At 74.5% G+C, this 21,180-nt stretch carries 21 protein-coding genes; 12 read left to right on the top strand and 9 right to left on the bottom strand.

The window, feature by feature from the left end; translation table 11 throughout:
• The first annotated feature begins 170 nt into the window (after positions 1-170).
• From JWP64_RS08240 to JWP64_RS08275, 8 genes are all read left to right on the top strand, one after another.
• Positions 171-1,151: a LysR family transcriptional regulator gene (locus tag JWP64_RS08240; RefSeq protein ID WP_297494126.1), complete on the top strand. Its 981-nt coding sequence runs from the start codon at positions 171-173 to the stop codon at positions 1,149-1,151.
• 51 nt (positions 1,152-1,202) lie between these two features.
• Positions 1,203-4,025: an AAA family ATPase gene (locus JWP64_RS08245; RefSeq protein WP_297494128.1), complete on the top strand. Its 2,823-nt coding sequence runs from the start codon at positions 1,203-1,205 to the stop codon at positions 4,023-4,025.
• Between the two features lie 82 nt (positions 4,026-4,107).
• Positions 4,108-4,923 carry a fumarylacetoacetate hydrolase family protein gene (locus tag JWP64_RS08250; protein ID WP_297494130.1) on the top strand — a complete coding sequence of 272 codons (816 nt, stop codon included), beginning with the start codon at positions 4,108-4,110 and terminating at the stop codon, positions 4,921-4,923.
• The gene (locus tag JWP64_RS08255; protein ID WP_297494132.1) at positions 4,920-5,699 is read left to right on the top strand and encodes a fumarylacetoacetate hydrolase family protein; all 780 of its coding nucleotides are present in this window, start codon (positions 4,920-4,922) and stop codon (positions 5,697-5,699) included. The genes JWP64_RS08250 and JWP64_RS08255 overlap by 4 nt, the downstream gene beginning before the upstream one ends.
• A 1-nt stretch (position 5,700) precedes the next feature.
• Positions 5,701-6,015, top strand: coding sequence for a DUF2218 domain-containing protein (locus JWP64_RS08260; RefSeq protein ID WP_297494133.1), 315 nt, complete (start codon positions 5,701-5,703; stop codon positions 6,013-6,015).
• Positions 6,016-6,026: 11 nt separating this feature from the next.
• On the top strand, positions 6,027-6,416 hold the full coding sequence (locus JWP64_RS08265; protein ID WP_297494135.1) for a Rid family hydrolase: 390 nt from the start codon (positions 6,027-6,029) through the stop codon (positions 6,414-6,416).
• A complete protein-coding gene (locus JWP64_RS08270) occupies positions 6,409-7,254 on the top strand; it encodes a sugar phosphate isomerase/epimerase (protein ID WP_297494137.1) in 846 nt (281 codons plus the stop codon). Before JWP64_RS08265 ends, JWP64_RS08270 begins: the two co-directional genes overlap by 8 nt.
• Positions 7,254-7,823, top strand: coding sequence for a GNAT family N-acetyltransferase (locus JWP64_RS08275; protein WP_297494139.1), 570 nt, complete (start codon positions 7,254-7,256; stop codon positions 7,821-7,823). Before JWP64_RS08270 ends, JWP64_RS08275 begins: the two co-directional genes overlap by 1 nt.
• A 13-nt stretch (positions 7,824-7,836) precedes the next feature.
• Here the strand turns inward: JWP64_RS08275 and JWP64_RS08280 are convergent, their stop codons facing one another.
• Positions 7,837-8,589, bottom strand: coding sequence for a hypothetical protein (locus JWP64_RS08280; RefSeq protein ID WP_297494140.1), 753 nt, complete (start codon positions 8,587-8,589; stop codon positions 7,837-7,839).
• A 102-nt stretch (positions 8,590-8,691) separates the two neighbouring features.
• Between JWP64_RS08280 and JWP64_RS08285 the strand changes: the two genes are divergently transcribed.
• Positions 8,692-9,087: a CopG family transcriptional regulator gene (locus tag JWP64_RS08285; RefSeq protein WP_297494142.1), complete on the top strand. Its 396-nt coding sequence runs from the start codon at positions 8,692-8,694 to the stop codon at positions 9,085-9,087.
• A gap of 103 nt (positions 9,088-9,190) precedes the next feature.
• Positions 9,191-10,201: a PHB depolymerase family esterase gene (locus JWP64_RS08290; RefSeq protein WP_297494144.1), complete on the top strand. Its 1,011-nt coding sequence runs from the start codon at positions 9,191-9,193 to the stop codon at positions 10,199-10,201.
• A 30-nt stretch (positions 10,202-10,231) separates the two neighbouring features.
• Here the strand turns inward: JWP64_RS08290 and JWP64_RS08295 are convergent, their stop codons facing one another.
• The 6 genes from JWP64_RS08295 to JWP64_RS08320 form a co-directional block, all read right to left on the bottom strand.
• The gene (locus JWP64_RS08295; RefSeq protein ID WP_297494146.1) at positions 10,232-10,528 is read right to left on the bottom strand and encodes a DUF2795 domain-containing protein; all 297 of its coding nucleotides are present in this window, start codon (positions 10,526-10,528) and stop codon (positions 10,232-10,234) included.
• 112 nt (positions 10,529-10,640) lie between these two features.
• Positions 10,641-12,620, bottom strand: coding sequence for a potassium transporter Kup (locus tag JWP64_RS08300; protein WP_297494148.1), 1,980 nt, complete (start codon positions 12,618-12,620; stop codon positions 10,641-10,643).
• Positions 12,621-12,675: 55 nt separating this feature from the next.
• The gene (locus JWP64_RS08305) at positions 12,676-13,119 is read right to left on the bottom strand and encodes a hypothetical protein (protein ID WP_297494150.1); all 444 of its coding nucleotides are present in this window, start codon (positions 13,117-13,119) and stop codon (positions 12,676-12,678) included.
• Positions 13,120-13,213: 94 nt separating this feature from the next.
• The gene (locus JWP64_RS08310) at positions 13,214-14,245 is read right to left on the bottom strand and encodes an ABC transporter ATP-binding protein (protein ID WP_297494152.1); all 1,032 of its coding nucleotides are present in this window, start codon (positions 14,243-14,245) and stop codon (positions 13,214-13,216) included.
• Complete coding sequence (locus JWP64_RS08315; RefSeq protein WP_297494154.1) at positions 14,242-15,801, bottom strand: iron ABC transporter permease; 1,560 nt, start codon at positions 15,799-15,801, stop codon at positions 14,242-14,244. Before JWP64_RS08315 ends, JWP64_RS08310 begins: the two co-directional genes overlap by 4 nt.
• Before the next feature lie 7 nt (positions 15,802-15,808).
• A complete protein-coding gene (locus JWP64_RS08320; protein WP_297494156.1) occupies positions 15,809-16,849 on the bottom strand; it encodes an iron ABC transporter substrate-binding protein in 1,041 nt (346 codons plus the stop codon).
• Between the two features lie 118 nt (positions 16,850-16,967).
• Between JWP64_RS08320 and JWP64_RS08325 the strand changes: the two genes are divergently transcribed.
• Complete coding sequence (locus JWP64_RS08325; RefSeq protein WP_297494158.1) at positions 16,968-17,609, top strand: response regulator transcription factor; 642 nt, start codon at positions 16,968-16,970, stop codon at positions 17,607-17,609.
• Positions 17,610-18,986: an ATP-binding protein gene (locus JWP64_RS08330; RefSeq protein WP_297494160.1), complete on the top strand. Its 1,377-nt coding sequence runs from the start codon at positions 17,610-17,612 to the stop codon at positions 18,984-18,986.
• A 31-nt stretch (positions 18,987-19,017) separates the two neighbouring features.
• Here JWP64_RS08330 and JWP64_RS08335 read toward each other — a convergent pair whose 3' ends face one another.
• Together JWP64_RS08335 and JWP64_RS08340 are read right to left on the bottom strand one after the other, a co-directional pair.
• Positions 19,018-19,854 carry a DUF427 domain-containing protein gene (locus tag JWP64_RS08335; RefSeq protein ID WP_297494162.1) on the bottom strand — a complete coding sequence of 279 codons (837 nt, stop codon included), beginning with the start codon at positions 19,852-19,854 and terminating at the stop codon, positions 19,018-19,020.
• 56 nt (positions 19,855-19,910) lie between these two features.
• Positions 19,911-21,180, bottom strand: a 1,270-nt coding sequence (locus JWP64_RS08340) for an HAD-IC family P-type ATPase (RefSeq protein WP_297494164.1), incomplete at its 5' end; no start/stop codon positions are given.

Here is a 21,180-nt window from a genome sequence, read left to right on the forward strand (position 1 = left end):
AGCTGACTCACAGCTCAGCGAACACGACCGTATGGCCGAAGAGCCAGAGCGTCATCCCGGGGACACCATCCGCAACACGCATGGACGAATCGGGCACTGGGGTTTAGGCCGGGAAAACTGGGGTCCGTCACCGGGGCGCAACCCGATCCGCACGGTGGAGGCTCGGGCGCGTGGAGCTCGACTGGTTGGAGACGTTCCTCGCGGTCGTGGACCGTGGGGGGTTCACGGCTGCGTCGGAGCAGGTCCACCGGTCGCAGTCGCGGGTCAGCGCGCACATCGCGGCGCTGGAACGGGACCTGGGCGTGCAGCTCATCGACCGTACCCGGCGGCCGGCGACGCTGACCGCCGCCGGCGACGTCTTCGTGCGCTACGCCAGGGACCTGGTCGCCCGGGTGGGGTCGGCGCGGACGGCAGTGGGTGCGCTGCGCTGGATGGACGCGGAGGCGCTCCGCGTCCTCACGACGCCGTGCCTCGGGTCGGCGATGTTCCCGGAGGTGCTGGGCGAGCTGGTCCAGCGCTTCCCGGGGGTGCGGCTCGCGCTGACCCAGCGCTCGGCGGCGCCCGACGGGAACGTGCCGCTGCCCGACGGGTACGTGCTCGCGGTGCTGCCGAAGGTGGACGGTCCGCTGCCCCCCGGGGTGTGCGAACGGATGCTCTGGCGGGAGCGCATGCGGATCGTCGTACGCCCCGACCACGAGCTGGCCCGGCACGACGGTGGGGTCCGTGCCGAGGAGCTCGTGCAGTATCCGCTGGTGGTGTGCGGCGCGGCGTCCGAGACGGTCCCGGAAGCGGTCGCGATGCTGGCGGAGCGGGGCCTCGCCGCCCAGCCGCGCGCGGCCGTCGACAGCCCGCTCACCGTGCTCGCGCTGGTCCGGGCCGGGGCCGGGGTCGGGATGCTGAACGGCGTCGCGCTGGAGACCGCCGACACCGACGGCCTCGTCGTGCTGGACACCGACGACCCCGGGATGGGCCGGGAGGTCGCCGCGTACTGGCACGACGGCGTGGTCGCCGGCGGCGCGGCGATGGAGCTGCACCGCATCGTCCTCGACACCGAGGCGCCGCCCGGGTCCGAACCGCTGCCCGCGCCGGAGGAGCCGGACCCCGGGGCCGACGGCTCTCACAACGGACGGATCGCGCCCCCGCGGCGGTAGGGTTCCCCCTTCCCGGGGCGCCGCGGCCCCGCTGTGGTCGGGGAGGTGCCGGTGGTCCCCTTCGTCGGGCGTCGCGCCGAGCTGGCCGCGCTGTGCGCACGGCTCGCCGAGGTCGGGAACCGTATCCCGCACGTCGTGCAGATCGAGGGACCCGCCGGGATCGGCAAGACGGCCCTGATCGAGAACTTCCTCGCCGATCCGGGCACGGGCCCGCAACCGGTCGTGCTGCGGTCCAGCGGCGAGGAGACCGAGACGCTGCTGCCCTACGGCGTGATCGAGCAGCTCGCGCGCTCCGCCGGGCGCGCCGGCAGGGACCTGCGGGACGCGGTCACGCCCACCCTCGGCGACGGCGAGCCGGAGCCGCTGGAGGACGCGATCTCGGTGGGCACCCGGCTGCTCACGCTGCTGGACCGGCTCGAGTCCGGCCGCCCGGTCGTCCTGGTCGTCGACGACGCGCAGTGGGCGGACGCGCCGTCGCTGCAGGCCCTGATCTTCGCCCTCCGCAGGCTCGTCGCGGACCCCGTGCTCGCCGTCGTCGCGGTCCGGGACGACGGGGCAGACCTGCTCCCGGCGAGCCTGCGCCGCCTCGTCACCGGCCACCGCGGCAGCGAGCTCCGCCTGCGCGGCCTCGGCGACGAGGACCTGCGCAGCCTCGCCGCCGGGCTCGGGATCGACCGCTTCCCGGTCAGCGCGGTCCGCCGGCTGCGGCACGGCACGCAGGGCAACCCCCTGCACGCGACGGCGGTGCTGGAGGAGTTCCCGCCGGGAGAGTGGGGCGCCGGGCAGCGGCCGCTGCCGTCCCCGCGCTCGTTCCGGCTGCTCGTGCGGGACCGGTGCGCCGCCTGCGCGCCCGCGACGCGGCGGCTGCTGGACGCCGCCGCGGTCCTCGGCCTGCGCTGCCCGCTCCCGCTGGCCGCGGCGCTCGCCGAGGTCCCGGAGCCGCTCGTCGCGGTCGACGACGCCGGCGTGCACGGACTGTTGTCCGCCTCCGGGGCCCGGCAGCCGTGGATGGTGGCCTTTCCCCATCCCCTCGTGCGCTCGGCGATCTACGACGCGCTCGGTGCGGCCCCGCGCAGCGCGCTGCACCTGCGGGCGGCCGAGCTCGTCGCCGCGGCCGGCCCGTCGGACGGCGGGGCGGCCGGGGCCGAGGGCGAGCAGATCGATCTCGCTTCCGTGGTCCTGCGGCACCGGGTGAGCGCCGCCGTCGAGCCGGACGCGACGCTCGCCGCGGACCTGGAGAGGTTCGCGGACCGGGAGGCCAGGCGGCAGTCCTGGCCGAGCGCCGTGGCCCATCTCGTCGAGGCGTCCCGGCTCAGCCCGGACCGGCGGGGGGACGGGCAGACCCGGTTGCTGCGGGCGGTGAACTGGTTGCTGCAGAACGGGGACGCGGCCGGGGCCGCGGCGTTCGCGGACGAGGTGGCCGGGTTCGAGCCCGGGCCGTTGCGGGACAGCGTGCTCGGCTCGCTGGCCATGGCCACGGGGGACCCGGCGACCGCGGAGTCGCTGCTCGCGAGTGCCTGGAAGGCGTGTTCGGAGGACACGGACCCCGAGACGGCGGCGACGATCGCCTTCCAGAACGCCGTGCACCGCTACGGGCGGCTCGACGGGCCCGGCTCGGCCCTCTGGTGCGAGCGGGCGCTCGCGCTGACCGGCCCGGACACGACGACGCGCTGGGCGGCCCAGACCTACCTCGCCCACGGGCTCGGCTACAGCGGCCGGGCCGCCGAGTCCTTCGCCGCGGCGGCGGGGGCCGAGGAGCGCCCGGGTGATCCGCCGTTCGCCTGGCTGGAGCCGCGCTCGGCCCGCGGGCTGCTCCGGCTGGTCGACGACGACCTGGACGGCGCCCGCGAGGACCTCGCGTCGGCTGCGGCGACGGCGTCGCGGCTGGGCGTGCTGAACACGGCGGCGTACGCGTTCGCCTTCCTCGCCCGGGCCGAGTACCTCGCCGGGGCCTGGGACGACGCGGTCCTCCACGCCGAACGCGCCGTCGCGATCAACGAGGAGTCCGACCTGGCGTTCACCCGCTCGATGGTGCTCGGGGTCGCCGCGCTCGTCCCGGCGGGACGTGGTGAATGGGCGGCGGCGCAGGCGGCGATCGACGCCGCGGACGTGGGGGACTACGAGCGGTCCGTCGTCGCGATCGCGATGTCCCGGGCCCGGTTGGCCGAGGCCCGCGGGGACCGGGCCGCGGTGCTGGCCGCGCTGGACCCGGTCCGGAGGTTCCCGCACCGGGCCGGCGCGAACGAGCCCGGCTTCTGGGCCTGGGCGGACCTCTACGCGGAGGCGCTGGCCGGGGTCGGCCGGCACGACGAGGCCGACGAGCTGCTGCGCCCGCACGAGACGCGCGCGGCGGAGCGCGGGCGGCTGTCGTCGATCGCCCGGCTGGCCCGGGCCCGGGGCCGGGTCGAGGCCGCGGCCGGTCGCCCGGACCGGGCCGACGCGGCGTTCGCGCAGGCCCTGGAGGCCGTGGACCGGGTGCCGTTCCCGTTCGACCGGGCCCGCACCCGGCTCGCCGCCGGCGCCTTCCACCGGCGGGCCGGGCGCCGGCGCAGGGCCCTGGACCTGCTCGTCGAGGCGCAGGAGGGGTTCGCCGCCCTCGGCGCCGAGCCCTATGTCGAGCGCTGCGACAAGGAGCTCGCCGCGTCCGGGCTGGACCCGGCGGCCCGCCGCAACCGGGACCGGGCCGGGCTGACCTCCCAGGAGCTGGTCGTCGCCCGGCTGGCCGCGGCGGGCCGGAGCAACCGGGACCTCGCGGCGGAGCTGGTGGTGAGCGTGAAGACGGTCGAGTACCACCTCCGCAACGCCTTCCAGAAGCTGGGCGTCACCTCGCGGCGCCAGCTCGCGGGACGACTCGAGGAGCTCGTCGACGGCTGAGCGACGGGCCGGGCGTTCCCACTGCACGGAAGCTGCGGGACCTCCCGTTGCCCGGCCCCGCCGTCCCGGCGACGCTGCGGAGGTGCAACCCGCCCTCGTACAGCAGGACCTCGCCGACGAGCTGTGGACCGCCGACCGGACCGCCGCGCCCGTGGCACCGCTGACCGACCGGCATCCCGACCTCGACGTCACCGACGCGTACGCGATCCAGACCCTCAACATCGACCGCCGGGTCAAGGAGGGCCAGCGGATCATCGGCCGCAAGGTGGGCCTGACCTCGAAGCCGATGCAGGAGATGCTCGGCGTCGACGAGCCGGACTTCGGCGTGTTGACCGACGAGATGATCGTCGAGGACGGGGACCTGATCGATCTCGGGCGGCTCGTGCAGCCCCGGGTCGAGGCGGAGCTCGCGTTCGTCATGGCCGAGGACCTCGCCGGCCCGGGCGTCACCAGTGCCCGGGCGCTCGCCGCGATCGAGGGCGCACTGCCGTCCGTCGAGATCGTCGACAGCCGGGTGGCCGACTGGAAGATCAAGCTGGTGGACACGGTGGCGGACAACGCGTCGTCCGGGCTGCTGGTGCTCGGCGGCCGGATGCGCCCGGTCGTGGAGCTGGACCTGCGGCTGCTCGGCGTGGTCGTCTCCCGGCACGGACAGCTGCTCGACACCGGAGCCGGCGCCGCCGCGCTCGGCAACCCGGCCCGCTGCGTCGCCTGGCTGGCCAACAAGCTCGGCAGCCTTGGATCCGGGCTGAAGGCGGGCGACGTCGTCCTGCCCGGGGCGGTGCACAAGATGGTGCCGGTGCAGCCCGGCGACGTCTTCCGTGCGGAGTTCGCGCACCTCGGGGCGGTCACCGTTCGTTTCTCGACCGGATCCGCCCAGGCCGGAGGCACGGCATGAGCATCACCGCCCAGGAGATCGCGGACGTCCTGATCACCTCCGAGCGGGAACGCAAGGGGATCGCACAGTTCAGCGAGGACCACCCGGACATCCCGGTGGAGACGGCCTACGCCGCGCAGAAGGCGTTCGTGCAGTCCAAGCTCGACGCCGGGGAGACCTTCGTCGGCTGGAAGCTGGGGCTCACCAGCCGCAACAAGCAGCAGGCCATGGGCCTCGACGCCCCGCTCTACGGGCGCGTCACGAGCGGCATGCTCTCCGGCTACGGCGAGCCGGTCCGGCTCGACCGGTTCATCCACCCGCGCGTCGAGTGCGAGATCGCGTTCCTGCTGGCCCGCGACGTCGAGGCGCCCGCGACGATCACGTCCGTCCTCGCCGCCACCGAGGTCGTGTTCGCCGCCGTCGACGTGCTGGACTCCCGGTACGAGAGCTTCAAGTTCACGCTCTCCGACGTCGTCGCGGACAACGCCAGCGCCGGCGCGTTCTACCTCGGGCCGATCGCGCGGCGGCCCCACGAGCTCGAGGACCTCCGGCTGCTCGGCGCGGTCGTGCGGGTCGACGGCGACGTGGCGATGACCGCGGCGGGTGCGGCCGTGATGGGGCACCCGGCGGCGTCGGTCGCCTGGCTGGCCAACCAGCTCCGGGCGGAGGGGGAGAAGGTGCGGGCCGGGCAGATCGTCTTCTCCGGCGGCGTGACCGCGCCCGTCCCCGTCGTCGCGGACCGCAGCGTCACCTTCGAGTTCGATCAGCTGGGCGCGATCGAGATCCACGGCGCCTGACGTGCCCACCTCGACGGCGGTCGTCCCCACCGACGCGGCGGTGCGCTACGCCAAGCAGCTCCTCGCCCACCTCGGCCGGAAGAACACCGTCGAGCCGGTGGAGGGCGCGCCCGACGGCGGGCGCCTGGTGTTCGCCTACGGCACCGGGACGGTCCGGCCCACCGCCTACGGCCTCGTGCTCGACGCGGCGGCGGACGACGCCGAGGGCCTGGCCCACGTCGAGGACGTGCTCGCCCGCCACCTCGAACGTTTCGGCGCGCGTCGCGAGCTCGTCGTGTCGTGGCAGCGGCCGACCGACCACCCCGACCCCGAGTAGGAGGAGCAGCAGTGCAGGTCATCCACACCGACGACGCGCCGTCGCACACGGGACCGGTGCCCCAGGCCGTCGAGGCCGGCGGCTGGATCTACGTGTCGGCCCTGTTCGGCGCCGATCCCGGCGCGGGCCACGCGATCCCCGGGGACGCGCGGGCCGAGGCCGAGCAGGTGTTCCGGAACCTCGAGGTCATCCTGCGGGCCGGCGGCGCGGAGATCACCGACGTGGTGCGGGTCGGCATCGTCATGCGGGACCTGCAGGCGGACCGGCCGGTGTTCAATCAGGTGTGGGCGGAGCGCTTCGGCGAGCACCGCCCGGCCCGGTCCGCGATCGAGTCGTCGGCGTTCGGGCGCCCGGGGGAGAAGGCCCGGTTCATGATCGAGGTCACCGCCTACCGTGGCTGAACCGGATCCGGGCCCCGAGTTCGTCGCGAGCTTCTTCACCCTCACCGGGGCGGGCTTCGGTGAACCGCCGCGGCACGGCTTCCCCGCGCGCTGCGAGGCGGCCGCCGCGGCCGGGTTCACCGGGATCGGGCTGCACGTCGACGACCTCGCCCGGACCGTGGCCGCGGGGCTCGACGTCGACGGCATGCGCGACGTGCTCGCGGCCGCGGGACTGCGGGTCGTGGAGATCGAGTTCCTCGCCGGGTGGGCCCTCGACGACGAGGGGTCCGGCGAAGAGGGGGTCGCCGCCGTCGCGGACGCGTTCGGCGGGCGGCACGTCAGCGCGGGGGAGTTCCGCGGTGGCGAGCTGGACCCGGTCGCGGCGGCGAAGCGCCTCGCCGAGGCCGCGGGCCGGGCCGCCGAGGGGGACCTGCTGGTCGCGGTGGAGTCGTTTCCGTGGTCGGCGATCCGGGACTACGCCACGGCCGTCGACCTGGTCCGCCGGTCCGGTGCACCCAACGCAGGGCTGCTCGTCGACGTCTGGCACTTCTTCAACGGCGGCGCCTCCCTCGGCCTGCTCCACGACCTGCCCGGAGCGGGGGTCGCGGCGGTCCAGCTCAACGACGGCCCGCGGGTCCACGACGATTTCCTGGTCAACGCCCGCGCCACCCGACGGCTGCCGGGGGAGGGCGAGCTCGACGTGGTCGGGCTGGTCCAGGCGGTGGAACGGGCCGGGTTCACCGGCCCGTACTGCGTCGAGGTGAACACTCCGGAGTTCCGGGCGCTGCCGCTCGCGGAGGCGGCCGAGCGGGCGTTCACGACGTCCGCGGAGATCGTCCGGAAGGCACGGAGCACCTGATGCACGACGAACTGCAGCTGCGCGACGGGTCCCGGCTGGTGGTGCGCCCGATCCGCCCCGTCGACGCGCCGGCCCTGGTCGCCCTGCACTCCCGGCTCTCCGCGGACACGATCTACCGGCGCTACTTCAGCGCCCGCCCCCACCTGGCGCCGGGCGTCGTGCACCGGTTCACGAACGTCGACGAGGAGTGGCGCTTCGCCCTCGTCGCCCTGCGGGACGGCGGGGACCTGGTGGCGGTGGTGCGCTACGAGGGGGAGCGCGGCTCGTCGTCCGCCGAGCTCGCGGTCGTCGTCGACGACGCCCTGCAGCACTGCGGGGTCGGGCGGCTGCTCGTCGAGCGGATCGTCGACGTCGCCCGGGAACGCGGCCTGGAGTACCTGGTCGCGGACGTGCTGAACGGCAACTCGCCGATGCTGCGGCTGCTGCGCGCCACCGGGCTGCCGGCGAGGACGACGAGCGACGGCGCGACGGTGACCGTCACCGTCGACCTGCGCGGGCACGCGCCTGCCGAGGCCCGCGTCGCGCGGGCCCGCGACCACGTGGGCGCGGCCCTGCAGGCGCCGACCTGACGACACAGGGCTCTCAGACGGCCGCGCCCGCCCGCGGGTGGCGGAGCATCGCGTCGACGGTCCTCCGCAGCGCGGTGGCCCGGGCGACCTGGTCCGAGCCGAGGTGGCCGGGCTCGTCCGCGCCGATGGCGATCGGGATGTGCGGCGGCAGCGTCGCGAGCAGGCCCGGGGTGGCCTCGGGCAGGTCCTCCAGGGCCGAGGCGAGGATCCGCACGTAGCCGAGGCGGTCGCCGAGCTCGACCACGGACTCCTCCAGCTCCGCGGGATCCCGGCGCGGGTCGACGTCGAGCACGATCCCGCCGCTCGTCCCGCCGACCAGCTCGATCGCCCGCTCCACCGAGTCGATCGGCGTACCGGGGACGACGGTCAGGAGCGGCCGGAGCCGGTAGCGGCCGGCCAGCTCGGCGAGCAGCGGGAACAGCTCGGCGGGATCCCCGGTGCCGGCCCGCGCGGTGACGAACTGCGCGCCGAGCCGGGTGCCGAGCTCGAGCACCCGCACGTACGGGTGGGCGAAGTCGACGGACCGAAGCTCCGGCCCGAGCTCGACCCGCCCGATGTCGAGGACGGTCACCCGCGACTCCAGCAGGGCGTCGACCAGCGCGGGGAGCATCGGCGAACCGATCCCGTGGCTCCACCACTCGTGCGCCTCGGCGGTGGCCGCGACCCGGAGCCCGATGGCGTCGAGCCCGGCCCTCCTCGCGATCTCGACCAGGTCCACCGGGCTCATCGGATGGACCGTGGACTGGTGGAGGGCGACGCGGTTCACGCCCCACAACCTAGCGGCGGGGGGCGCCGCGCCGCACGATCGGATTCCCCGGGCCATCCCACGGGATGGTGCTAGGCTGGCCGAGCACCACGGAGGTGAGCGATGGCCGAGGTCGACAAGAGCGAGAAGATCACGATCAACGTCGGGCTGGTGGACCTGGGCCAGATCGACCTCCTGGTCGACGAGGGGTTCTACGCCAACCGGACGGACTTCATCCGCACGGCCATCCGGCGCCAGCTGGAGAGCCGGGCGGGCGCCGTGGACGACTCGGTGTCCCGGCGGACCCTCACCCTCGGCACCCTGCACCTCGGACGCCCGGAGCTGGAGCGGCTCCGGAACGCGGGGGAGACCGTCGAGGTCAGGGTCCTCGGCCTCGCCACCGTCGCCGACGACGTCTCCCCTGAGCTCGCGCTGGCGACGATCTCCACCGTGGAGGTCCTCGGCGCCTTCCGGGCACCACGGGCGGTCAAGGCGGCCCTGGCCTCCAGGACCGTCTAGCCCGTCCGCACCCTCCACCACCGTCCAGAACCGGCGGTCCCCATCCGCGGCACCCACCCGCAGTCCGGGTGCCGATCGCGCACGCCCTTCGAAGGGGTTCTCGATGGTCGACGACCGTCTCACCGGCATGTCCGAAGCACTGCGGCTGACCCGCCGCGGGCAGCTGACCGCCGCGCTCGCCACCCTGCACCGCGCGCTCGGCGTCCCCTCCGCGGGACTCCCGGCGGCCGCCCGCTCCTGGCGCCCGCACACGGCCGGGCGTCCCGGGCCGTCGCAGGCCGCGGCGCCGGGGGGCGAGCTCCGCCGGCTGGCCCACACCGAACCGGCGGGGACCCGCAGCTACGAGCTCTACGTCCCCACCGGCTACACCGGCGAGCCCACCCCGCTGGTCGTGATGCTCCACGGGGGCAGGCAGGACGCCGCGGACTGCGCGGCGGGCACCCGGATGACGGAGCTGGCCGAGGCGCACACGTTCCTGGTGGCGTATCCGGAGCAGTCCGGCCGGGCCAACAGCGGCCGGTACTGGAACTGGTTCTCTCCGGCGGACCAGCAGGCCGGGAGCGGGGAGCCGTCGATCGTCGCGGGCATCACCCGCGCGGTCATGGCCGATCTCGCGGTGGACCCGGGCCGTGTCTTCGTGGCCGGGCTGTCCGCGGGTGGGGCGATGGCGGCGGTGATGGCCGCGACCCACCCCGAGCTCTACGCCGCCGCCGGCATCCACTCCGGCCTCGGCTACCGGGCCGCCCAGGACGTCGCATCGGCGTTCACGGCGATGCGGACGGGGGGCTCGCCGGTACCCGGCGGAAGGGTGCCGCTGATCGTGTTCCACGGGGACGGGGACCGGATCGTCGCGCCGGTGAGCGCCGAGAAGATCGTCGCGGCGCGGCTGGAACCGGTGGCGGTGTCGGTGTGCGACACCACGACGGTGAGAGGCGGCGACCGTTCGGCCACCCGGACGGTCCACCGCGACGCCGACGGCGTCGTGCTCGTGGAGTCCTGGACGGTGCACGGCGGCGGCCACGCGTGGTTCGGGGGGAGCCCCGCCGGGTCCTACACCGACCCGTCCGGGCCGGACGCGTCCGCGGAGATGCTCCGGTTCTTCGGGATCGGCTGACCGGGGCCGGTGCCGAGGACGTCCTCGCGCTCAGGCGATCGACGACCGGCCACGCCCTCGGATCACGCGGAACGAGGTCGCGGGAGCGCCTGTCCCCCGGCCGCCCGGTGTCGGCGACCGGGCGGGCGGCAGGGCTGCCTCGAGGACCTCCGCGATGTCGGCGTAGGTGCGGCAGGGGAGCCGGGCCAGGCGTGAGCACGTGATGACGTCCGCACGCTCCGCCGCGGCGCAGGCGACCACCTGCCATCTCTCGGCGGGGAACTCGACTCCGACGATCGCCGCGATCAGACGGTCGCGCACCGTCGGATGCCGTGGAGGAGTCGCCATGGCCCGTGACCTTCTCCCTGAGCCCGCCCGTCGGAGGGAAACCGGCCGTACCCGTCGGCCACCGTCCATGAAAGCGCTGATGGTCGGGCTGCACCACCCCCCGTTCGCAGAATCAGAGCTCGATGCGCGAACCCATGACGACGGTGCGGTCGACCGGGAGCTTGAAGTAGGACGCCGGGGTGGCGGCGTTGTGGGCGAGCCCGATGAACAGCCGTTTGCGCCACGTCCGCATGCCGGGCCGGTCGCTGCGTTCGATGGTGATGTGGGAGAGGAAGTAGGAGGCCTCGGCGGGGTCGATGTCGAGCTCGTCGGACAGGCCCCTGGCCTCGGCGAGGAGCGCGGGGACGTCCTGGTCGTCCTGGAACCCGAACCGGGCGGAGAGGTGGATGATGCCGTCGTCGGTGTGCCCGAGCTGGTCGATGGCCAGCCGCTCGCCGAGCGGGACGTAGGGCACGTTCTCCGAGACCACGGAGATGATGACCACGCGCTCGTGCAGGACGTGGTTGAAGTCGACGTTGGCGCGCAGCGCCAGCGGCGCGGTCAGCTTGGTCGGGTGCGGGAAGACGGCCGTCCCCGGGACCCGGGCGACGCGTTCTGCGTGCAGGTGGTCGACGAACTCGGTGAGCGGCCCCTCGAGGGCGATCCGGCGGTCGGTGACGACGCGCCGTCCGTGCTGCCAGGTGGCCATGATCGTGACGATGACCGCCGCGATCACCAGGGGCAGCCAGCCGCCGTGGGTGATCTTGGTCAGGTTGGCGGCGAGGTAGACGAGTTCGACGCCGCCGATGACCACGGCGGCGAGCACGAGCTTCCAGCGGGCCCAGCGCCAGGCGGTGGCGGCGTAGGTGAGGAACAGCGTCGTGGTGAGCAGCAGGGTCCCGGTGACGGCGAGGCCGTAGGCGGTGGCGAGACGCTCGGAGGACCGGAAGGTCACGATGAGGACGAGCACACCGGCGAAGAGCAGCCAGTTGACGGCCGGGACGTAGATCTGGCCGCTCTCGCGGGCCGAGGTGTGCCGCACCGTCAGGTGCGGGAGGAACCCCAGCCGCACCGCCTGCCGGGAGACGGAGAACGCACCGGAAATCACCGCCTGCGAGGCGATCACCGTCGCCAGGGTGGCCAGCACGACCAGCGGCAGGCGTGCCCAGCTCGGCGCGAGCAGGTAGAAGGGGCTGGCGACGGCGGCCGGGTCGTCGAGGATCAGCGACGCCTGGCCGAGGTAGTTGACGATCAGCGCCGGGAAGACCAGCGCGAACCAGGAGACGCGGATCGGCCGGCGGCCGAAGTGCCCCATGTCCGCGTAGAGGGCCTCGGCGCCGGTGATGACCAGGACCACGGCGCCCATGGCGATGAACGCCGTGTAGGGGTGGCCGACGACGAACGACACGATGTAGGTCGGGGAGAGCCCGAGCAGCACCCCGGGCCGGGCGACGACGTGCGGCAGACCCGTCGCGACGAGGGTGAGGAACCACAGGACCATGACGGGCCCGAAGAGCCGCCCGACCCGCCCGGTGCCCCAGCGTTGCGCGGTGAACAGCACCGTGAGGATCGCGATGCCGAGGGGGAGGACGGCCCGGGCGAGATCGGGCCGGACGACCTCGAGGCCCTCGACGGCGGAGAGCACCGAGATGGCCGGGGTGATGAGCGAGTCGCCGTAGAACAGGGCCGCGCCCACGACACCGAGGGACAGTGCGATGGCGGCGCGCCGGGCGTTCGAGGCGGACACCCCGCGGACCAGGGCGGCGAGGGCCATGACGCCGCCCTCGCCGTCGTTGTCCGCCCGCAGCACGAACACCACGTACTTGATCGTGACGACGAGGGTCACGGACCAGAATATCAGCGAGACGACGCCGTAGACGTCCTCCGGGGTGGGCTTGACCGCGTTGCCGTCGATCGAGAAGACGGTCTGCATCGCGTACAGCGGGCTGGTGCCGATGTCGCCGAAGACGACCCCCAACGCTCCCAGCGCGAGCCCGAACAGGCCGCCGCCGTGCGCCGCGGGATGGCCCGGGGTGCGCCGCGCCGACGTCCTCGAAGCGGTGCAGGGCGCGTGTTGCTCCGCCGTCGGCGTCTCGGCCTGGATGTCCTCCACCCCGCCAGTCTGCTCCGCTCCGCCGTGGTCGCGCCCGGCGCCGGCGGCCGGGCCGTCAGCGTGCGGGCCGGCGACGAGGATCGAGCGAGCGCGCCCGAAGGGCGAGGAGGGTCAGGGCTCCGAGCACGACGACCCCGAGCGACTCGACGACGAGGGTGGTCGGCACGAGCTGGGCGTCGAGCTGCTCGCGGACCCCGAGGAACCCGACGGTCAACGAGAGGACCAGGGAGAGCAGGGTCCCCGCGGTGAACAGGAACCCGAGCGCGGCGGCGAGGGGCAGGAAGCGGCGCGGCACGGCGAGCACGGCGATCGCCAGGACGACCCCGCCGACGGCGTTGAGCACGAACAGGGTGCCGACCAGGCCCCCGAACCCGGTGAACACGAGGTACAGGTGGATGGCGCCCATCGCCAGGAGGAGGACGGCGCCGAGCACCCGGCCGACGAGCAGGGCCGCGGCCCCGGTGCCGGGCCGCCCGTTCCCGGAAGAGTGCACGTCCATGGTGGTACCTGCCTTCGGCTCGCGGCCGGCCCACGGCGTCGGGGTCGCCTGCTACCCCTCCACACGGAGCGCGGCACCGAACGGTTCGACCCGCTCAGAGCGCCCCGCCCGCGACCTTCACCCGCACCCGTTCCCCGACCGCGGGCACGAGGTGCCCCGGGCAGCGCACGGTCACCCGCAGGTCCTTCCCGACGAGCACCCGGACCAGCGCGAACGGCCCGAAGAACTCGACGTCCAGGACGTCGGCCGGGGCCCCGTCGCCGGCGGCGGTGAGCACGATCTGCTCGGGGCGGACGAACACCGTCGCCGCGCCGTTGCGGTGCCCGACCGCGACCCGGCCCAGCAGGGTGTCCGCGCCGTCGTCCCCGTAGATCGCCGGCAGCTCGACGACGTCGCCCAGGAACGCGGCGACCCCCCGGTCCGCGGGCCTGCGGTACAGCTCGGCGGGGACGCCCTCCTGCACGATCACCCCGTCCCGCATCACCGCCGCCCGCGCGGCCAGGGACATCGCCTCGGCCTGGTCGTGGGTGACGAGCACCGTCGTCGTCCCCGCGGCGGCCAGCGCCTCCGCGACCGCGCGCCGGGTGTCGGCGCGCAGCTCGGCGTCCAATGCGGAGAACGGCTCGTCGAGCAGCATGAGCTCCGGCGCCGGGGCCAGGGCCCGGGCCAGCGCGACCCGCTGCTGCTGCCCGCCGGAGAGCTCGTGCGGGTGCCGTCCGGCGTAGGACTCGTCGAGGCCGGTGAGCTCCAGCAGCTCGGCGACCCGGTGCCGGGCCCGGCGCTCGCGCCGCGGGAGCCCGAAGGTGATGTTCGCGGCCACGGTGAGGTGGGGGAAGAGGTTGCCCTCCTGCGTCACGTAGCCGATGCGGCGCCGCTCCGGCGGAACCGCGACGCCCGGCCCGGCGACGACCTGCGCGCCGATCGCGACGGTGCCCGCGTCCGGCCGGTCGAAGCCCGCGACGAGGCGCAGCAGCGTCGTCTTGCCGCAGCCGGACGGCCCGACGACCGCGGTCAGCGTGCCGGGCGGGACCTCGAGGTCGACGCCGTGCAGCACCGGCACCGCACCGTAGGACCTGCGCAGGCCGGTCACCTGCAGGCCGCCGGTCACATGCAGACCGTTCGTCATGTGTCCTCCCCCCGGCTCCGGCGGGTCAGCAGGTACGCGGCCGGGGCGGAGATCAGGATCATCAGCAGGGCGTAGGGCGCCGCGGCGCCGTAGTGGATGGATGACGACTCGCTCCAGAACTGGGTGGCCAGGGTCTGCGTGCCGATGGGGGCCAGCAGCAGGGTGGACGTGAGCTCGGTGACGACCGCGAGGAACACCAGCGCCGACCCTGCCCCGAGCCCCCGCGCGATCAGGGGGAGGGTGACGCGCGCGAGCACCGCGGCGGAGCCGACGCCGAGCGAGCGCCCGACGTCGTCGAGCTCCGGGGGGATCTGGCCGAGCGCGGTGCGCAGGCTCACCATCGCCCGGGGCATGAACAGCACCGCGTAAGCGGCCAGCAGCATCACCGTGCTCTGGTAGAGCGCGGGCAGGAACCGGATCGCGACCGTGATCAGCGCCAGCGCGACGACCATCCCGGGCAGCGAGTTGCCGATGTAGGTGCAGCGCTCGACGAGGCGGCTGATCCGGCCGCGGCGGCGGACGACAAGCCAGGCGACGGGCAGCGCGAGCGCGGACGTCACGACGGCGCCGAGCAGCCCCAGGCCGAGCGAGGTCGCGGTCGTGCGCAGCAGGTCATCGAGCGGGAAGGCCGTCGACGTGCTCGTGGCCAGCCAGAACGCGATGCAGCCGAGCGGGACGCCGAGGGCGAGCACCGCGAGCAGCGCCAGCGCCACGATCGCCGGGAGGGTGGCCGGGCCGAGCCGGTGCGGGACGGCGCGCCGCATCGCCCCGGAGCCGACGCGGGCGACCCGGGCCCGGCCGGCGAGCCGCTGTTCGCCGCCCAGCAGCAGCAGGCACAGCAGCACCAGGACACCGGCGAGCATCGTGGCCCCGGCACCGTCGAACGTCGACTGGAACTGGTCGTAGATCGCGGTGGTGAAAGTGTCGAACCGCAGGGACTGCAGCGCGCCGAACTCCGCGAGCAGATGCAGGCCGACCAGGAGCGCGCCACCGAGCAGCGCGGGCCGGAGCTGGGGGAGCACGACCCGGACGAAGGTGTGCCAGGGCCCGTTGCCCAGCGCCCGGGACATGTCCTCGAACGCCGGGTCCGTGCCGCGCAGCACGGCCGCGACCGGCAGGTAGACCAGCGGGTAGTAGGACAGCGTCGTGACCAGGACGGCGGCGTCGAGACCCGCGAAACCCGGCGAGAGGGAGTACCAGCCGAAGCTGTTCACGAACGCGGGGACGGCGAGCGGCGCGGCCATCAGCCCGGTCCAGAGCGGCCGTCCGGGCAGGTCCGTGCGCTCGACGAGCCACGCCGCGCCGGTGCCGACGACCACGCACGCCGTCGTCCCGAGCAGCACCAGCTCGACGGTGTTCGTCAGCAGCTCGCCGACCCGCGGGCGCCACACGAGCGCGACGACCCCGGCCGGGCCGGTGCCGACGACCCCGGCCACGACGTAGCCGAGCGGGAGCAGGGTCAGCAGGGCGACCGCGACGGCCACGGCGAGGCGGAGCGGCGGGTACCGGAGACCGGTACCCGCCGCGCTGCCACCCCGTGCAGGGCTCCTGATCAAGGCCGGATCACAGCAGGCCGACCCGCTGCATCTCGGCGACGACCTTCGGGCCGTTGAGGGCGTTCAGGTCGACGTTCGGGGCGTCCAGCTCGGCCAGCGGCTTGAGCTTCGGGTTCGGGGCGACCCCGCCGCCGACGCTGTACTCGAGCGCGGTGCTGTCGGAGAGGATCTTCTGGCCCTCGGCGCCGCTCATGAAGGCGAGGAGCTGCTGGGCCTCGGCCGGGTGCTTGCTCGCCTTCACGACGCCGCCGCCGGAGACGCTCAGGAACGCGCCCGGGTCCTGGTTGCCGAAGAACTCGAGCTTCGTCGCGGCGCTGTTGGCGCCGCCGTCGGCCTGGTCGCCGTACCAGTAGTAGTGGTAGATCACGCCGCCCGGGACCTCGCCGGCGTTGGCGGCCTTCATGATCGTGCTGTTGCCGCGGTAGATCTTCGCGTTGTCCTTGATCCCCTGCAGCCAGGCCGCACCGGCGGCGTCGCCCTGGGTCAGGTAGACGGCGCTCACGATGGCCTGGAAGTCCGCGCCGCTCGGCGAGATGCCGAACTTGTCCTTCCACTCCGGCTTCGCCAGATCCATGATCGACGCCGGCAGCTGGGCGTCGGTGAGCGTGGCCGAGTTGTAGACGAAGACGGTGGAGCGCGCCGCCACACCGACCCAGTCGCCCTTGCTCGACGAGTACTGCGCCGGGACCTGGGCCTTGGTCGCCGCGTCGACCGGCGCGAACAGGTCCTTGCTCGACACCAGCGACATCGCGGGGGAGTTCTCGGTGATGAACACGTCGGCCGGGGAGGCCGCGCCCTCGGCGACGATCTGGTTGGCCAGCTCGAAGTCGCTGCCGTTGCGGACCTCGACCTTCACCCCGGTCTTCGCCGTGAAGGCGTCGGCCCAGGCCTGCCCGACCTCCTCGTGCTGGGCGTTGTAGAGCACCAGCGCGGTGTCGGAGGCGGGCGCGGCGGCGGTCGTGGACGCGCCGCCACCGCAGGCGGCGGTGAGCGACAGCGCCGCAACGGCGGCCGCGGCGGCGATCAGGTGACGTCTGGCGGGGCGCACGAGGGCTCCTTCTTCAACGGTGGGCGGGGCCGTCCAGCGCGGGTGTCGACGAGCCCGCGCCGGCTCGAAAGGAAGGTTAGGCTTCTACAAGTGAGGCTCGGCTCCCTAGTATTAGGGGGTGCTGCCCCCACCCGAGACACCGGGCCGGATCCCGGTCCTCCTCCTGGACGACCACCGGGTGTTCACCGACCTGCTCGAGCTCAGCCTCGGCCTGCAGCCGGACCTGCACTGCGTCGCGGTCGCGCACACCGCGCGCGAGGGTCTGGCCAAGGCCGCGGCGGTGGACTTCGCGGTGGCCGTCGTCGACCTGCAGCTCCCGGACGCGGGCGGGCTGGACCTGATCCCGCGGCTGCGCGAGCTGCGCCCGGACGCCCGGATCGTGGTGCTCACCGCGCACCCCCGCGCGGACCTGGCCGACCGCGCCCTCGCCGCGGGCGCGGTCGCGTTCCTGGGCAAGGACGCGGCGCTGGCCACGATCCTCGCCGCCGTGCGGAACGCCGACGCCGCGCGCCCCGTCGTCGAGGCGGAGGCGTGCCTGCCCGCGGCGCGGATCGGCCTGACCCACCGCGAGTACGACGTGCTGCGCCAGCTCGGGCAGGGCCTGGACGCCAACCGGATCGCCACGGCGCTGGGGATCTCGCTGCACACCACCCGGGACCACATCAAGTCCGTGATGGCGAAGCTCGGCGTGCACAGCCAGCTCGGTGCCGTCGTCTCCGCCGAACGCCTCGGCCTCATCTCGCTCGGGTCCCGGTACTAGATGTCCGTCCGCGTGGCCGGGCCGTTGCTGCGCCGGACCCTGGTCCGGCACGTCCTGCTCACCGCCGTCGTCGCGGTCGTCGTGTCCGGGCTGCTGGGCGTCGGCGTCTGGCGGTTCGCCGAGGACGACGCGCACCGGACGGCGGAGAGGGTCGCGCGCCAGCTCGCGTCCGCGGTGCTGGTCCCGCTGTCCGAGCGGGACTACGAGCGGCCCGGCGGCTTCTCCCGGGACGAGCTGGTCGCCGACCTGGCGCCGTTCCTGGGCTCGGGCATGGTCGAACGGGTCAAGGTCTTCACCGTCTCCGGCGACGTCGCGCGGATCGTCTTCTCCGACGAGCAGCGCGTCGAGGGGCGCAGCGGCCGGCTGGACCCTGATCTCGCCGCGCGCCTGGACCGCGGCGAGGTGGTGGTGCAGCAGGTGCCGGACGACCCCGAGCACGCCTACGAGCGGAGCCTGCCGGGAGAGCGGTTCGAGGTCTATTTCGGGTTCCGGGATGCGGGTGGCAACGACACGAGGCTCGAGGTCTACGTCCCCGTCGACGTCGGCGCCACCACCCGGCACGCCGTCACGGTGCTGGTGCCGCTGGTAATGGCCGGCCTGGTGCTGCTCGCCCTCGCCACCGTCCCGCTGTCGATCTCGCTCGCCCGGCGGATGGAACGCGACCGCGCCGAGCAGCGGGCCGTGCGGAACTACGGGCTCGCGGCCGCGGAGCGCGCCCGCCGGGACCTCGCGCAGCGCCTGCACGACGGCGTCATCCCGGACCTCGCGGGCGCGAGCCTGCTGATGGAGGCGTTCCGCGCGGAGGGCCGCCGGTCCGGCGACGAGATCCCGTGGGAGCTCCTGGACCACGCCCACGAGGTGGTCGCGGACGACGTGCGCCGGTTGCGCGCGCTGCTCAGCGAGCTCGTGGGACCGGGCCCGATCGCGGACGACCTGGCCGGGGCGCTGCAGGACCTGGTCGCGCAGCTGCGCAGCGGCCCCGGCCGGGTGGCGGAGGAGCGCGAGCCGCGGGTGTCGATCGAGGTCGGCGGGGTGGACGGGCTGCCCGAGGGCACCGCCGTCCTGCTCCACCGGGTCGCCGGGGAGCTGCTGCGCAACGCCTTCCGGCACGCCGAGGCCGAGAACGTCCGGGTGCGCGTCGCCGGCGGACCCGGGGAGACGGTCGAACTGTCCGTCACCGACGACGGCGTGGGCCTCGACCCGGGCCGGCGCCGCCGGCCCGGCCACATCGGCCTGCTGCTCGTCGAGCAGGTCGTCGGGGACGGCGGCGGCCGGACGGTGCTCGAGGGCGCGCCGGGCGCGGGCACGACGGTGACGGTGGTCCTCCCGCGCCGGCTGCGGGCCTGGGCGGGCGAGCCGGCCCCCGCCGCGGCCTGAGCACAGCGGCCCACGTCTCGTCCCGCGGCGGTCAGGACCAGGGGGTGACAGGGCGGGTGCGCGGTTCGCCGTCGAGGACGACGTCGATCCTCTCGTCGAAGAAGGCGACGAGGTCCCGCACGTGCCCGGCTTCGTGCAGCGGGGCGGGGTAGCTCCAGGCGAGGTCGGGCACGGTACGACCGTCGAGGGTGACGGAGAAGTAGGACGCCTCGCCCTTGTAGGCGCAGCGGGTCCGGGTCGCGCTGGGGACGAGCTCGGCGCGGACGTCCGCGCGCGGCAGGTAGTAGCGGGTCGGCAGCGTGGTCTCGAACAGCAGGACGGGCCTCGTGGACTCGGCGATCACGGTGCCGTCGAGTTCGAGCCGCACGTGGCGTGAGCTGGCGAGGACGTCGATGCGGTGGAACGGGTCCCGGGGATGGGACACGGTGACCTCGTCCTCCTCGTACCAGGTGTCGAAGGCGGTGAAGTCGAGGACGACGTAGCCGGTCAGGTCGGGGTCGGCGAGCCGGAAGGCGGCCGCGGGGAGGGTCCGGTCGTCGCCCTGGACGTCGAGCGCCTCCCCCTCGGTGGAATGGATGCGGAACGGGATCGACGGGTCGAGGACCGGGCGCCGGGACACCTCGGGCAAGGGCTTGCCGACGTCGTCGCCGGCCACCGCTGCGGGCCCGGCCGGCGCGAGCCGGGCGTGGAGGTCCCGAGTCGGGACGGCGTAGCTGGGCACCACCCGGCGGGGCTCCCACACCAGGACGGCGTGCGTGGTGTCGACGACGGTGGCGCCGTCCAGCTCGGCCCGGATGCGTTTCGCGAGGGGCTCGTGCCGCACCTCGTCGAGCCCGCCCAGCAGCGACTCGCGAACTCTGAGACTCATGCGGTGCATCCTGCTCCCGGCCGGACGGCCGCGACACCGCCGAACCCAGGACCGGGTCAGCGACCGGGCCGGGCCGGGCGGGGGAGCTTGTCGAGTCCCAGCAGGCGGTCGAGCAGGCGGAACCGGTAGGCGACGGTCAGCGCGCCGAACCACAGCACGAGCGCGGGCAGCACGATCGTGAACACGGGCCGGGCGGGGCCGGTCAGCCCGAAGTAGTCCGACAGGACCGGGACGAACAGCACGCCGACGAAGGCGGCGACGAGGACCGCGACGAGGATCGCCGGCCGCTTGTCGGAGATCGGCCGGGTCCAGGCGGCGAAGAACCGGGTGGGCGGGGCGAGGAACAGGATGAGCACGAACGAGGCGAGGCAGACGAAGGTCGACAAACCGGTCTGTGCGCCGAGCGTGGCCGCCGCCTCGGCGAAGTCGGCGTCGGTGCCGTAGGTGAGGCCCGTGTAGCCCTCGAACGCGGTGATCACCTCGGCCGGGGTGCGTCCGGTGGTGAAACCCTGCGCGACGGCCTGGTAGAGCCAGGCGTAGACGGCGGTCCCGAAGCCGGCGGTGAGCACCGCGGCAGGGACGACGAACCGGGCGAGGTTGCCCAGCAGGTGCTCGTCGGGCGGCGTGGGCCGAGCCCAGAAGGTGAGGAACAGCGTCGGCACACCGACGGTGAGCAGGGTCAACCCGACCTGCGTGGGGGAGTAGGGGAAACCCAGCCCGAGCATGGTGACCGCCAGGATGACCAGGCCCTGGGTGGCGACGCGGGCGAGGAAGACGTACATCGACACGGCGATCCCGTTGATGATGCGCCGGCCCTCCCGCTGGGCGGGCAGCAGCGCCGCGAACGAGTCGTCGACGAGCACGATGTCGGCGACGTCGCGGGTGACGGCACTGCCGCTGCGCATGGCCACGCCGACCTGGGCGTTCTTCAGCGCGCGGGCGTCGTTGACGCCGTCGCCGATCATGGCGACGTAGCGGCCCCGGCGACGCAGGGAGGAGACGATGCGCTCCTTCTGCTCGGGGGCGACGCGGCCGAAGACGGTGGTCCGGGCGACGAGGGCGTCCAGGGCGGCGTCGTCGAGGTCGTCGAGGTCGGCCCCGGCGACCGGCTCGCCCGCGTCGAGCCCGGCCTGGGTGGTCAGCGCGGCGACGGTGCGCGGGTCGTCGCCGGAGAGCACCTTCAGCGCGACGCCGTCCTCCCGGAACCGCGCGATGGTCTCGGCGACCTCCGGGCGCAGCTCGTCGGCGAGGGCGACGACGGCGACGGGCTCGAGGGCCGGCAACGCCGCGCGGCCGTCGGGGCCGCGGAGGCCGGCGGCGGCGTCG

The sequence above is a fragment of the Pseudonocardia sp. genome, from assembly GCF_025465255.1.
GTDB lineage: Bacteria > Actinomycetota > Actinomycetes > Mycobacteriales > Pseudonocardiaceae > Pseudonocardia.

Bases quoted from the DNA above. Each gene is read 5' to 3' on its own strand.
- JWP64_RS08255 (WP_297494132.1), top strand. From the start codon at position 4,920: ATGAGCATCACCGCCCAGGAGATCGCGGACGTCCTGATCACCTCCGAG.
- JWP64_RS08275 (WP_297494139.1), top strand. From the start codon at position 7,254: ATGCACGACGAACTGCAGCTGCGCGACGGGTCCCGGCTGGTGGTGCGC.
- JWP64_RS08285 (WP_297494142.1), top strand. From the start codon at position 8,692: ATGGCCGAGGTCGACAAGAGCGAGAAGATCACGATCAACGTCGGGCTG.
- JWP64_RS08290 (WP_297494144.1), top strand. From the start codon at position 9,191: ATGGTCGACGACCGTCTCACCGGCATGTCCGAAGCACTGCGGCTGACC.
- JWP64_RS08295 (WP_297494146.1), bottom strand. From the start codon at position 10,528: ATGGCGACTCCTCCACGGCATCCGACGGTGCGCGACCGTCTGATCGCG.
- JWP64_RS08305 (WP_297494150.1), bottom strand. From the start codon at position 13,119: ATGGACGTGCACTCTTCCGGGAACGGGCGGCCCGGCACCGGGGCCGCG.
- JWP64_RS08310 (WP_297494152.1), bottom strand. From the start codon at position 14,245: ATGACGAACGGTCTGCATGTGACCGGCGGCCTGCAGGTGACCGGCCTG.
- JWP64_RS08330 (WP_297494160.1), top strand. From the start codon at position 17,610: ATGTCCGTCCGCGTGGCCGGGCCGTTGCTGCGCCGGACCCTGGTCCGG.
- JWP64_RS08335 (WP_297494162.1), bottom strand. From the start codon at position 19,854: ATGAGTCTCAGAGTTCGCGAGTCGCTGCTGGGCGGGCTCGACGAGGTG.